Source organism: Variovorax robiniae (assembly GCF_037889955.1).
Taxonomy (GTDB): domain Bacteria; phylum Pseudomonadota; class Gammaproteobacteria; order Burkholderiales; family Burkholderiaceae_C; genus Variovorax; species Variovorax robiniae.
The window spans coordinates 20,940-34,129 of sequence record NZ_JBBKZS010000024.1 but is presented as its reverse complement, the minus strand read 5'-3'; the positions used below and the strand labels follow the sequence as shown (position 1 = coordinate 34,129).

Below are 13,190 nucleotides of genomic sequence, written 5' to 3'. Positions count from 1 at the left end.
ACCTGTGTAGGTCTGTGTCTTGAGTCAGTTGAATGTGGTGGCGCCCAACAGGGCGCCACCGGTGAGGTGGTCAGGGGCGGAAGAGTTGGGCATCCATCAGCCGCAAAGGCGTGGTCACACGGACGGGTGGGAATGCCATGAGGTCCAGCACCTGAGTCTGGACGTCAATGCCCGGTGCCACTTCCTCCAGCACAAGGCCATCAGGTGCGACCGAGAAGACCGCGCGTTCGGTGACGATCCAGGCCTTCTGGCCCCGCTCCATGACGTTGCGTCGGAGCGGGTAGGTGATTTCATCGACCTGCTCGACGAACTTGCGCACCTTGCCTTCGCGCTCGACAGACAAGGTCCCCGCAGAAGCCTCCGCCGCCAGTCCTGCAGTGGTGAAGGTTCCCGTGAAAATCAGTTCACGCGCGTTGTAGGCGATATCGATGAACCCGCCGGGTCCCGGATTGGCAGCGCCGAACCGACTGACATTGATGTTGCCGGAGCTGTCGATCTGGGCGAAAGCCAGCACAGCCATTGGGCAATTCCCACCATCGATGAAGTCGAACTGAGCAGGGCCGTCGATGAGGGCTTCCGGGTATTTATTGGCCGAGAACTGCCAGCCACTCATCACGACACCGCCGAAAGGACCATGCTCTGTGGTGAAGCTGTAGTCTTGCAGGCCTCCATCCTCAAACGCTCCATCTTCCAACATCACGGCGGGTACATCCGAGGACGCACCGAATCCGAAGATGCTGACCTCTCCTTTTCGGATGTACTGTGCGGCACGGCGGGCAATGACTTTGTCGGGCCCTGGCGCGAGTCGGTTCGGCTTCTGGCCGCTGAACAGTTGCCCCCCGAGGTAGGTGTCGTCGTGGCGTACGTCGGTGGTCATCATCGCGTTGGGCTCGACCACGATACGATCCACCAATTCGCCAGGAATGCGCACCGCATGCACGGAGCGTGCATTACGGGGAACGAGTTTGCGAACCTGGGCAATGACCGTGCCGCCCGATGCTTTCACAGCCAGGGCCATGGCCAGCGCACACGAGACCAAGGGTTCGTCCTCGAAGCTCAGGTTGCCATGCTCGTCGGCGCTGGTGGCTCGAATGAACGCCACGTCCAGAGGCCAAGTCGGGTAGAACAAGTATTCCTTGCCGTCCAGTTCCTTGACTTTGACCAGGTCATCTTGGGCACGGGCCGTGTATTTGCCGCCTTGCTGCCGGGGATCGATGTAAGAACCGATGCCTATCGCCGTCAGGTAGCCCGGGCTGCGCCTGGCTACTTCCCGCAGCCAGTGCATGGTGGCCCCTATCGGCCAACAGTAGGCCTCGATCAGGTTCTCCTTGATCAGACGCATTACCTCCGGCCGCTGTCCTGTGGCTGGATTCACGGCATTGATGAAATTGCCGGATACGATGCGCTTCATCAGTCCCTCAATGGCCACATGGTCCATGCCACGGATGTGCATGCCATCCCCGACGCTGACCGGAAAGTAGAAGGTCAGGTCGCGTGGCGTGCCGGTTTCGCGAAAGCGATGGGCCAGAGCCTGAAACAGTGCGTCGGGTGTCAGCCAGCCGATCACCCCGACACTGGCGATGCTCTGCCCAGGTCGGATGTCACCCACCGCCTGCGCGGCGGTACAAATTTTTCTCATGGCAGTTCTCTCAACGTCGCTGGACTTAGGCCTGAAAGTGGATGATGTGGGTCCCCACGCAGACCGTCTCGCCACGCTGGTTGATCAACGTGGCTTCCGCCCATAGCCGCCGTTTTTCGTCATCGGCCCGTGCGATGCGGTAGTTGACCGTCAAGGTATCGCCGATGCGCACGGGTTTGGTGAAGCGCACGTTGTCGTAGCCGTAGGACACCGCTGGTCGTTTGACCATATCGAGGTATTTGGTGACTGCGCCCGCAATGAAGCCCACCATCATGGCGCCTTGAGCGATGCGACCACCGAAGCCCATGCGTTTGCAGTACTCCTCGTCCATGTGGTTTGGGTGGTTGTCTCCGCTGATGCCGGCGAATGCATAGATGTCGTATTCGCCCAGCGTGCGCGTGTAGCTGGTACTGGTGCCTATGAGAGTGGATACCGATCCTTCATGGGGAAATTTCAAATCAGACATGGTGGCCTCTAGCGTGAGTAAAGAAAAATTTCGATTGCGATGAACTCAGGCCTGGGTCGGCTCGAGCGTGCCAGCGAGCGCCAGCAGGCTTTCAAAAAGGAAGTAGTCGCCCCAGATCAATTCGTTTTCCATCGCGACCCTGTTGCGCTTGTTGAAGCACCCGGCGGTGAGGATGCCGGGCTGCCGCAGATCCATCGGCGACACCGGGGTGAGGTAGTGCACGGCGAGCCGCTCGATTGCGGTCTCCGCAGCCTGGCGATATGCCGTTGCTCTGTTTGGGATCAATGCAGCGAGCTTGAGCAGGCTGGCGGCGGCAATCGCCGTGGCCGATGTGTCCCGGTTGGTGTTTGGAATGGAAGGGTCGTCGAAGTCCCAGAAGGCCACACCGTCTGCCGGTACGTGCGCCAACCACCAGTCCGCGACCCGAATGGCATCGGCCTCGAACGTTTTTTCACCCAGCGATAGCGCCTGCGCCAAGCCGAGCATGGCCCAAGCTTGGGCGCGTCCCCAAGTACTGCTGTCGTGAATGCCCTTGTGCGTGTAGCGCTTGATCAGGGAACCGTTTTCAGGATGGAATGTGGCCGACTGGCACACCGACCCGTCGTCGCGCACGCACAAGGCGATGTGCTGACGCAAGTGCTGGCGACCTATCTCTGCACTGTTCAACGTCGGCTCGTGGCTCAGCAACAGGGCTGCCGTACCAGGCAATGCATCAATGTTGGCTTCATGAGTACCGACGCTGGAGGCCTCCTCGGCCTCCAGTCCCAGCGGTATAAGTCGCGCCCGGGGGTTGTACATATCGACAAGGCTCCGGGTACCGGCCGAGGCCAGTGCCTGCGCCTCCTTGTCGGCCAGGAGGGTCGCGCCCAAGTGCGCGCCATACCAGAACAGGAATCCTTTGAAAACGGAATTGGACGACACGCGGGGGGCCAACAGGGCGGACCAGCGTCTGGCGCCCTCGATGTATCGGGCTTGCTCCGTGTGAAGAGCCGCAAGCCAGAGCTGGCCGACCCAGAATCCGCCTGTCCAATCGCCACCCGGGCTGCGCACCCAGGTGCCATCCTCAGGATTTCCATAGTGAGGGAACCCCTCGTGTTGCTGCGCCAAGGTGGCGTCAATGCGTTGGCACATACGCGCGATCGCGTTGTCAACCGTGGTTTTATCCATGCTTTTTTGTCTCCAATCTGAGGGCTCTATGGAATGTCCGGCGTGTTTTTATTGCCGGACCGTGGGTTCTCTGGAGGGCATCGTATGGAGCTCATTACTATGTGTCCAATATATAATTAGTCAATTTTTGAGACCAAATACGTATCAATATGGACCTGCGACACCTGCGCTATTTCGTTGCCGTTGCCGAGGAGTTGAGCTTTACAAAAGCAGCCGAGCGTCTGCACAAGGCCCAGCCTCCAGTCAGCCAGCAAATCCGCCAGTTGGAAGAAGAGATCGGCGTGACCCTGCTCTTGCGCACAAGGCGCCATGTCGAACTGACCGAAGCAGGTCGAGTCTTCCTTGATCAGGCCCGACAGATCCTCCGGTCCACCGACACTGCGGTGGTGCAGGCCCAGCGAGCGCAGCGTGGAGAAATCGGGCGCATCACGGTGGGTTTCTTCGAGCACATGTCCTATACCTTGCTGCCCCCAATACTGCTGGCGTACCGTGAGCGCTTCCCTGCCGTGGAAGTTCAGCTGAGGTGGTTCCCCGTGATCAGCCAGGCGGAAGCCTTGCGCCGCGGTGACATAGATATTGCATTTCTGCGCACGGTGCCCGACATGAGCGATGTCACCTGGGAAACCATTCTGGAGGAGCCTTTTGTGCTCGCGGTCCCCTCCAACCATGCGCTGGCCGGCGCGGAGTCCGTGTCCCTGAAGAGCTGCGCCCAGGAGCAGTTCATCATGTACATAGAGTCATTGGCGCCGGACTTTCGCGCCGCACACATGCGTATGTGTGCCTCAGCGGGTTTCGTGCCGAAGGTGGCTTCGGAGGTAGGTCAGGTCTACACCCTCCTGGGCCTGGTCAGCTCTGGTGCCGGCATCGGCTTCGTCCCGGCGTCGGTGCAGAAGCTGCATTTTGATCTCGTGAAGTACAAGCCCATCCAGGGCAAGCCTGTGACTTACGAAGTGCTTCTGGGCTGGAGTCAGCGCAATCCCACGCCACTCATGAAGGCGTTTGTCGAGACGGCGAAATCGGTGTTGTGAGATGCCCCAATCGGTGGGCATCTCAGCTACCCACATGTTTGGCTGCCTCTTGCCGCTCAATTCGGCAACATGACTTTGCCATCGACCACGCGAGGAATGGCCAGCACATTCACATCGGACAATGCGGCAGGCAACAGGTCGACGGCAAAGTTCTGGTAGCACACCGGGCGGAGAAAGCGATCGATCGCGGCGCTCCCGACAGAGGTGGATCCGCTGTCAGTGGTGGCAGGAAACGGGCCGCCATGCACCATCGCGTGGCTCACCTCGACCCCCGTAGGAAACCCGTTGACGAGAATTCGGCCCACCTTGTCTTCCAGCAATGGCAACAGTCGTCGAGCCAGTGGCACATCTCCAGAGTCCATCTGGAGGGTAGCCGTGAGTTGGCCCTCCAGGCATCCCAGCAAATCCTCCATCTCGTCAATGTCCTGACAACGAACGAGCATCGAACTTGGCCCGAAAACTTCGTCCCTCAACTCAGCGTGACCAAGAAAGCTGGCCGCGTCAGTCGCAAAGAAATGTGCGCTAGCGTCACATCCGCCCGAAGTCGCCTGACCCATGGCGATCGTCTCGACACGCTCGTGCTCAGCTAGGAGCTTCACACCCGCTGCATACGCAGCGGCGATTCCTGGCGTGAGCATGACGCCGACTACCTTGTTGCGCAAAGACTGGGCCGTTGCATCCACGAACTGATCGAGTTCAGGCCCTTCGATTGCGATGACGATACCGAGATTGGTGCAGAACTGGCCTACGCCCAAGGTCAGGGAGTCCGCAAATGCTTGGCCGATACTCTCGGCATGAGCTGACAAGGCTCGCGGCAACAGGACCACCGGGTTGATGCTGCTCATTTCGGCGTACACCGGGATCGGGACATCGCGCGCGGCAGCCCGCCGAGACAGCGCCAGACCGCCGGCGCGGGACCCCGTGAATCCCACTGCGCGAATGGCCTGGTGATCCACCAGGGCCTCGCCCACCGCATTGCCGACACCTTGGATCAACGAAAAAGTCCCTTCTGGCAAACCACATTCGGCCACCGCCGCCTGCACGGCGCGTCCCACCAGTTCTGAGGTTCCGGGGTGAGCACCATGCGCCTTAACGACGACAGGACAGCCCGCGGCGAGGGCCGCTGCGGTGTCGCCCCCGGCCACGGAAAAGGCAAGGGGAAAATTGCTTGCTCCAAAGACTGCCACTGGACCCAGCGCCACATGGCACTTGCGCAGATCGGGCCGAGGGAGTGGAGTGCGGTCGGGTAGCGGCGAATCGAGTGTGGCACCCAGCCAGTGACCCATTCGAACTACGCGCGCAAAGTGACGTAACTGGCCCGTGGTGCGGCCACGCTCACCTTCCAGTCGTGCCGTGGGCAAGGCTGTTTCCAGCGCAGCGCGCTCGATGAGCGAGTCACCGAGTTCCTCGATGCGACGTGCGATCGTTTCAAGAAAATGCGCTCGCTGATGGGGTGTAGTGGCCCGGTAGATCGGGAAGGCCGCCGCTGCCAGCCTGCAGGCGCGGTCCACATCGCCTACTCCACCGGAGCCAAACACCGGGTCGATTTCCACGTTCAAGGCCGGTGAAAAGGCCCTGAACTCCTCGCTCTTCCCCTGAGTCGAGACGGCTCCAATGAGCATGCTTCCTGTGATTTCCATCATTGTTCCTGAACTGCTGCCCCGGCGGACCACCGAAGAGCAATGTGCTGATGCCGGCTTTCGCAGACAACTCGTCCTACCTGATCGGCGGGGATCTTGCCTACCGCGATCCTTCGGGATGGCGGAGGAGACTACGGCGCTTACTTGACAAGCGGACAGTTGCCTTCGGTCATTGGGCGGAAGGCTTCGTTCGCCGGGATGGTGGCGACGTGTTTGTAGAAATCACCGGCATAGCGCGACTCAGAAGGTTTCTTCACTTCAAACAGATAGAGCGGGTGAATCTTGCGACCATCCTGCCGGATGCTGCCTTTGCCAAAAAGTTTGTCCTCGGTTGGTGCGGCTTTCATGTGTGCTACTACGGCTGCGCCGTCACCATCGGCCTTCAGGGCCGCAACCGACTTAAGGTAGTGGATCACCGCGGAATAGACGCCGGCCTGCGCCATGGTCGGGAACTTACCTTTGTTGGCGGCTGCGAACTCTTTGCCGAACTTTCGGTTCTCCTCGGTCATGTCCCAATACCAGGATTCGCTCAGCACCAGTCCTTGGGCCGCTTTCAGGCCCAGCGCCTGAACGTCGCTGATAAAAACAAGCAGGCCAGCAAGCTTTTGTCCACCTTCGGTGATGCCGAATTCTGAGGCCTGCTTGACTGCACCTATGGTGTCACCCCCGGCATTGGCTAGGCCAATGACCTTTGCCTTGGAAGCCTGTGCCTGCAGCAGGTAGGAAGAGAAATCGGTGCCGGGGAACGGGTGACGTACTTTGCCGAGTACCTTCCCCCCGTTCTTGACCACGACACTCTCTGTATCCCGTTCAAGCGCGTGGCCGAACGCATAGTCGGCCGTCACGAAGTACCAGCTGTCGCCGCCCGTCTTGACAACCGCCTGACCGGTGCCGTTGGCAAGAGCCCAAGTATCGTAGGCCCAGTGGATCGAGTTCGGTGTGCAGGCCTTCCCGGTCAGGTCGGATGTACCTCCTCCGGATACGATCAGGACCTTGTTCTTTTCTTTGACGATCTCGTTGATGGCGAGAATCACCGAAGAGGTGGGTACATCGAAGATGGCATCGACTTTGTCCACATCCAGCCAGCGGCGCGTGATGCTCGCTCCGACATCGGGCTTGTTCTGGTGGTCTGCGGAAACGATCTCAACCTTCAGACCGTGTTTTTCTGGGCCGAAATCTTCTACCGCCTTTTTGGCCGCCCAGATTGACCCCAGGCCAGACAGGTCGGCATAGACCCCCGTCTGATCGTTCAACACACCAATGCGAACGACTCCCTCGGTGATCTGGGCGTGCGCCGCTTGGGTGGCCATCAGGGCCGACAGGACCAGCAGTTTGAATCGGGATTTTTTCAGCATGTCTATCTCCTTTGGGGTGGGTTGAAAACGCAGAAGGCCTTTACCCGAGGCTGAATTGCCTGGGTTTGGCTGGGGGACGGAATCGGAAGGGGTTCTGACGAACCTCTCAGGGGTGGGCGACGACTCAGCGTTTTGCCTGGGCTGGTATCGTGGTGGTCGAAGTGACCGGTGATCCGGGTCCACCCTCTGGTGGCCGCTTGGTTTTGCCCTCGCGCGCGCCCACCACGTTTTTGTACAGGGCAGACAGTTCGCCGGCGATGCCGCGGCGGAAGAGCAGGACGCAAAGCACAAAGATGCTGCCAATGATTACGGTGATCATCGAGCCCACTTTGTCTGCAAGTGTGTTCTGCAGGATGACCACTATGGCAGCGCCAATCAAGGGCCCAAATACAGTGCCGAGTCCACCCAGCAAAGTCATCAGAACCACTTCGCCCGAGGTGTGCCAATGGGCGTCGGTCAGGGTTGCGAACTGGAATACCATGGCCTTGGTCCCACCAGCCAGACCGGACAGTCCTGCCGAAAGCACGAACGCCATCAGCTTGTATCGATTCACGTCGTAGCCGAGCGAGATGGCTCGCGCTTCATTCTCCCGGATCGCTTTAAGAATCTCTCCGAAGGGCGAGTGGATGATCCGGCGGATCATCCAAAAGCCAAACACGAAGATTCCGAAGACGAAGTAGTACATGTTGACATCGGAGGAGAGGTCAACCAGGCCCAGGAGTCTGCCCCGCGGAATGTTGTGCATGCCATCCTCACCTCCCGTGAAAGGGGCCTGGAGGAACACGAAGTACATCATTTGCGAGAGCGCCAGAGTGATCATGGCGAAGTAGATGCCCTGGCGACGGATGGCCAGCGACCCGAACACGAGCCCCAGGCCTGCAGCCGCGAACACTGCGACCAGAATTGCGATCTCCGGCGGCAGTCCCCAGGCCTTGGTGCTGTAGCCAACCACATAGGCGGAGGTGCCGAGAAACACCGCATGGCCGAAGGACAGCAGGCCGGTGTAACCGATCAGCAAATTGAATGCACAGGCAAAGAGCCCAAAACACAGCACCTTCATGATCATCGTCGGGTAGACGAGGAAAGGCGCCGCCAAGCCGATCAACAACAAGGCGCCGTAGCCCAAGAAACGTCTTTTCATCTTTGACTCACTTTTCCTTGCCAAATAGACCGGTTGGCCGAAACATCAGAACGATGGCCATGATCACGAAGACCACGGTGGCCGACGCTTCCGGGTAAAACACCTTGGTGAGTCCTTCGACCACACCGAGACTCACGCCAGTGACGATCGCACCCAGAATGGATCCCATGCCACCAATGACCACGACTGCGAAGACGGTGATGATCAGGTTCGATCCCATCAACGGGCTGAGCTGTCCAGTGGGCGCAGCCAGCACACCGGCAAAACCTGCGAGTCCAACCCCGAAACCGTAGGTCAGCATGACCATGACCGGCACATTTATGCCGAACGCCTGGGTAATCTTTGGGTTCTCTGTGGCCGCGCGCAGATACGCCCCCAGTCGGGTCCTTTCAATCACGAACCATGTAAGGAGGCATACAGTGAGGGATGACACCACCACCCATAGCCGGTACTTGGGCAAGAACATGAAGCCTAGGTTGATGCCACCTGCAATTTCATCCGGCACCGAAAAGGGTTGTCCCGATACGCCGTACAGGTGTCGAAAAAAGCCTTCGATGATCAGCGCGAGACCGAAGGTCAACAGCAGGCCATAGAGGTGATCCAGCTTGTAGAGCCACTGCAGTAGGCTGCGCTCAATCGCAATTCCGAAGAGCCCCACCAGAAGAGGGGCCGTGAGCAAGGACCACCAGTAGCTGATGCCCAAGTACTCCATTCCCATCCATGCAACAAACGCGCCCATCATGAACAAGGCGCCGTGCGCAAAATTAATGATGTTGAGCATGCCAAAAATTACTGCAAGCCCCAGGCTCAGGATGGCGTAGAAGGAGCCGTTTACGAGCCCCAGAATCACCTGCCCCGTTAGGGCCTGTATCGGTATGCCAAATAGTGATGTCATCATGTCTCCTTCGCAAACTCAGACGCCCAGGAGGTCCTGGAGCACGTGTTGCTTCTCATTGATTTCGTGCTGATGGATCTCTGCGGCAATCTGACCGTGCTCAATCACATACATGCGGTCGGCCAGCGGTGCGGCAAAGCGAAAGTTTTGCTCGACGAGGAGAATCGTGTAGCCCTTGGTCTTGAGGTCACGGATGACTTGGGCCAGCTTTTGTACGATCACAGGAGCCAAGCCTTCCGAGATTTCGTCCAGCAGCAGCAGCCGGGCGCCGGTGCGCAGGATGCGCGCCATGGCCAGCATTTGCTGCTCCCCGCCGGAAAGCCGGGTACCCTGGCTGTGGCGGCGCTCGTACAAATTGGGGAACATGGCGTAGATCTCGTCGAGGTTCATGCCCCCGCTCGCCACCCGCGGTGGTAACAGCAGGTTCTCTTCACAGGACAGGCTCGCATAGATCGCTCGCTCCTCGGGGCAAAAGCCGACCCCCAGTCTCGCGATATGGTGGGGCGCCATGTCAATAACTTCGCGGCCGTCAAGCATGATTGAGCCTGTTCGCTTGCCGGTCAGTCCCATGATCGATCGCAGCGTAGTAGTTCGACCCGCTCCATTGCGACCCAAAAGGGTCACGCACTCGCCCTGATTCACCCTCAAGTCAAGGCCGTGCAAAATGTGGGATTCGCCGTAAAAGGTGTGCAGATCAGTGATCCGCAGGTATTCATTGATCATGATCAGTGTCTTTCCTAGGAACCAAGCGCTGCCTCGGGGCTACCCATGTAGGCCTCGATCACAAGCGAATTGGTGGACACCTCGGCATAGGTTCCTTGTGCGAGCACGCTGCCGCGGGCCAGCACCGTGATGGCATCGCTGATGCCGGACACCACCTTCATGTTGTGTTCGACCATGAGAATGGTTCGGTTGGCAGCGACCTTTTTGATCAACTGCATCACGCGTTCGACGTCCTCGTGTCCCATGCCCTGGGTCGGCTCGTCCAAGAGCATCAGTTCAGGATCCAGTGCAAGCGTGGTCGCGATCTCCAGTGCTCGTTTGCGTCCATAGGGCATTTCTGCGGTGACCATGTCCGCAAAGTCTGCCAAGCCCACGTGACCCAACAGTTCCATCGCGCGGTCGTTCAGCGTATTCAGGATATCTGGGGAGCGCCAGAAGTGAGATGAGACGCCGAGCTTGCGCTGAAGCGCGATGCGCACGTTCTCCATCACGGTGAGATGAGGGAATACCGCGGATATCTGAAACGAGCGAATAACCCCACGTCGAGCAATTTGTGCAGGCTCGTCTCGGGTGATCTCGACACCGTTGAAATGAATGGTCCCGCGGGTGGGCGACAGGAACTTGGTCAAGAGATTGAAGCAAGTGGTCTTGCCCGCCCCATTGGGACCGATCAGCGCGTGAATGTGGCCTCGCTGAACGCCGAGGTTAACGTCGCTCACGGCAACGAAGCCTTTGAATTCTTTTGTGAGCCCAGAGGTCCTGAGTATGAAATCCTGTGTCATGGTCCGAGCGATGTCTCCGCTTGTTGTGGGCGGAGAATAGGATTCGCTAAGACATACGTCCAATATCTTATTGATCTTATTTTGAGATGTTTTTCGTATAAGTTCGACTGCTTCCCTGCTACGTTGTGCGCTTGGCGGGCTGACGCTTTCAACCGCTAACCTATCTACAAGGACTTCCCCCTTTGTCAAGAGCCGGCTGTTGATTTTGTTTTCGGTGTCATTGCTTTCATTCCGGTGTTAATGCTCGGGTGAAGGTGCGAGGCGACAGAGAACAGACTGCACATCTACAAACGGCCTTGTTGCACCCCGGCGGGTGCGGACCCAGATATGAACCGCTCAGCCGGGCTCCATTCTTTGCTCGGGGTTGGGCACTATTGCCGCCGCGTCGGGATAGTCGAGTTCGCCGGCTGCCGGTCTGACCTGTCAATGCATCTTCGAGAGCACGTCTTCGGTGGAAGAATCGAACGTGGTTGTCGGGTTGATTGATCGGAATTGCACAGCCTCTTCAGCAGGCCATGCAGCTTGTCTGAGTGGGCGCAGCGCTCGGCTGCGCCGGTTGTTTGGCGATTGGTTTGACGCTGACGTGTTTCGGGTCGAAGCCTTGATCGCGCGTCATCACCGCCCACAGAATGCGCGCGTTCTTGTTGGCCATGGCCACGCAGGCCTCCAGTGCGTTTGTGGAGTCGACGGTCAACCAGCTGATCGACAAGCGCATGTCCAAGCCACAGCAGATGCGCTGGGATCCTCGCAGCGCGCACCTGCTGCTGCAGGTACGGGTGCGTGTCGTCGACGGGCAACTGCGCGATGACTTCGCGCGCTGGTATCCAGGATTTCCTTCGAATGACTCAACGCTGTCGCTCTCGGCGTGACCCCACCAAATCCCCAGCAGCGCCGAGCCGAAATTCTGCGCCTGCCGGCGGTGCCCGGGGAGCAAAGCGCCACAAAATACTGAGATGGACCCTGCGCCACCCCGATACGAAACTGAGCGGCTCATCAACCGCTTTGCATTGGAGGTTCGCGATGGACATTGCCATTCTGGGCATTGACTTGGCCAAGCGCGTGTTTCAGCTTCACGGCGCAGACCGCAGAGGTCATGTCCTGCATCGCTCCAAGGTCACGCGCGATGGTTTCGTGCAGGCCGTGCGCTCATTGCGCCCGCGCCTCGTGGCTATATGGAGGCGTGCAGCTCCGCTCACCACTGGGCTCGATGCTTCCGAGCGATGGGCATCGAAGTGCGGCTGATCAGCCCGCAGTACGTCTCGCCGTTTGTCAAGACCAACAAGAACGACCGCAACGATGCGCAAGCGATCGTAGAGGCAGCAAGCCGCCCGACGATGACCTTCGTTACCGTGAAGTCCCTCGAGCAGCAGGACATGCAGGCGGTGCACCGCGTGCGTGAGTTGCTTGTCCATCAACGCACAGCGCTGATCAATCAAGTCAGGGGCCTGCTTGGCGAACGCGGGGTGACGATGGCAAAGTCCCCTGAAGCATTCAAGCGCGCGGTGCCGCAGGTGCTGAGCTCTTGCGAAGGCGAGGTCACCAGCATCTGCCAGGCAATGGTCCTGGAACTCAGCCAGCAGATTCAGGCGCTGGAAGATCGAATCAAACGCGCCGAGACGTGGATCAAGTCGTTCATGAAGTGCTCAGCGCTGTGCAAGAAGATCGCCGTCGTCGGTGGCGTCGGGCCGATCACAGCAACCGCGGTGGTCGCGGCAGTTGGCGAGGCCAAGGAGTTTCGCAACGGCCGACATCTGTCGGCCTGGCTCGGGCTGGTTCCGCGCCAGTACTCGTCGGGCGGCAAATCGCAGCTCAAGGGCATCAGCAAGAGGGGCGACACCTACGTTCGCACCTTGCTCATTCACGGAGCGCGCACGGTACTGCGCTACGTGGTGGGAAAGACCGATGCCCAGAGCCGATGGCTGCAAGACCTGATCGCTCGCCGTGGCTACAACCGCGCGGCCGTGGCGCTGGCCAACAAGAATGCGCGGGTGATCCAGGCGCTGCTGAGCAGCGACACGCCCTACCGCCCGAGCACCGCGACGCTCTGAGCCATCGACTGTCGTAACGCACATTGTTCAGCAGGGAGGAATCACCCACCACTGGTTTGCGAAGCTTTCGGAAGTGATGACAAAACTGGTTGACCCAACATCCTGAAGCCTGCTTTTGGTGCCGGCTGCTCCCTCGGGCTCAAGCCGACAAAATGCTAAGGACGGGGTGTGCGGATCTCATCGAGGCTGCGGGCATGTTTCGACGCGCCCACCGGCAAGCCGTATACATGCATGCAGACCGTTTTGACTTCATTGAAAAGAGCCTTGCAATCGGCGCAGGGTCCATACATGCACGAAAACCGAGAT

Annotated in this window: 12 protein-coding genes and 1 pseudogene; 3 read left to right on the top strand and 10 right to left on the bottom strand. The window is 59.2% G+C overall.

What is annotated here, in order from left to right:
• Window positions 1-70: 70 nt before the first annotated feature.
• From WKW79_RS31575 to WKW79_RS31565, 3 genes are read right to left on the bottom strand one after another with little or no spacing between them, the layout of a single operon-like run.
• Complete coding sequence (locus WKW79_RS31575; RefSeq protein ID WP_340339187.1) at window positions 71-1,639, bottom strand: CoA-transferase; 1,569 nt, start codon at window positions 1,637-1,639, stop codon at window positions 71-73.
• 25 nt (window positions 1,640-1,664) lie between these two features.
• A complete protein-coding gene (locus WKW79_RS31570; protein WP_059401462.1) occupies window positions 1,665-2,105 on the bottom strand; it encodes a MaoC family dehydratase in 441 nt (146 codons plus the stop codon).
• Between the two features lie 45 nt (window positions 2,106-2,150).
• The gene (locus WKW79_RS31565; protein ID WP_340339186.1) at window positions 2,151-3,272 is read right to left on the bottom strand and encodes a glycosyl hydrolase; all 1,122 of its coding nucleotides are present in this window, start codon (window positions 3,270-3,272) and stop codon (window positions 2,151-2,153) included.
• A 149-nt stretch (window positions 3,273-3,421) separates the two neighbouring features.
• Between WKW79_RS31565 and WKW79_RS31560 the strand changes: the two genes are divergently transcribed.
• Window positions 3,422-4,300, top strand: coding sequence for a LysR family transcriptional regulator (locus tag WKW79_RS31560; protein WP_340339185.1), 879 nt, complete (start codon window positions 3,422-3,424; stop codon window positions 4,298-4,300).
• A gap of 56 nt (window positions 4,301-4,356) precedes the next feature.
• On the opposite strand, the gene WKW79_RS31555 is transcribed toward WKW79_RS31560, so the two are convergent.
• From WKW79_RS31555 to WKW79_RS31525, 7 genes are all read right to left on the bottom strand, one after another.
• On the bottom strand, window positions 4,357-5,940 hold the full coding sequence (locus tag WKW79_RS31555) for an aldehyde dehydrogenase (NADP(+)) (protein ID WP_340339237.1): 1,584 nt from the start codon (window positions 5,938-5,940) through the stop codon (window positions 4,357-4,359).
• Window positions 5,941-6,080: 140 nt separating this feature from the next.
• On the bottom strand, window positions 6,081-7,295 hold the full coding sequence (locus tag WKW79_RS31550; RefSeq protein ID WP_340339184.1) for an ABC transporter substrate-binding protein: 1,215 nt from the start codon (window positions 7,293-7,295) through the stop codon (window positions 6,081-6,083).
• Between the two features lie 124 nt (window positions 7,296-7,419).
• Window positions 7,420-8,436 carry a branched-chain amino acid ABC transporter permease gene (locus tag WKW79_RS31545; protein WP_340339183.1) on the bottom strand — a complete coding sequence of 339 codons (1,017 nt, stop codon included), beginning with the start codon at window positions 8,434-8,436 and terminating at the stop codon, window positions 7,420-7,422.
• Window positions 8,437-8,443: 7 nt separating this feature from the next.
• A complete protein-coding gene (locus WKW79_RS31540) occupies window positions 8,444-9,331 on the bottom strand; it encodes a branched-chain amino acid ABC transporter permease (RefSeq protein WP_340339236.1) in 888 nt (295 codons plus the stop codon).
• 18 nt (window positions 9,332-9,349) lie between these two features.
• Window positions 9,350-10,054: an ABC transporter ATP-binding protein gene (locus tag WKW79_RS31535; RefSeq protein ID WP_340339182.1), complete on the bottom strand. Its 705-nt coding sequence runs from the start codon at window positions 10,052-10,054 to the stop codon at window positions 9,350-9,352.
• Between the two features lie 14 nt (window positions 10,055-10,068).
• Window positions 10,069-10,836 carry an ABC transporter ATP-binding protein gene (locus tag WKW79_RS31530; protein WP_340339181.1) on the bottom strand — a complete coding sequence of 256 codons (768 nt, stop codon included), beginning with the start codon at window positions 10,834-10,836 and terminating at the stop codon, window positions 10,069-10,071.
• A 505-nt stretch (window positions 10,837-11,341) separates the two neighbouring features.
• Window positions 11,342-11,488 carry a hypothetical protein gene (locus tag WKW79_RS31525; protein WP_340339180.1) on the bottom strand — a complete coding sequence of 49 codons (147 nt, stop codon included), beginning with the start codon at window positions 11,486-11,488 and terminating at the stop codon, window positions 11,342-11,344.
• A 13-nt stretch (window positions 11,489-11,501) separates the two neighbouring features.
• Between WKW79_RS31525 and WKW79_RS31520 the strand changes: the two are divergent.
• Window positions 11,502-11,705 (top strand): annotated as a pseudogene (locus tag WKW79_RS31520) (ISKra4 family transposase); the annotation flags it as partial.
• A gap of 279 nt (window positions 11,706-11,984) precedes the next feature.
• Window positions 11,985-12,884 (top strand): IS110 family RNA-guided transposase, encoded by a 900-nt coding sequence (locus tag WKW79_RS31515; protein WP_340339235.1) that lies wholly within the window; start codon window positions 11,985-11,987, stop codon window positions 12,882-12,884.
• The last annotated feature ends 306 nt before the right edge of the window (window positions 12,885-13,190 follow it).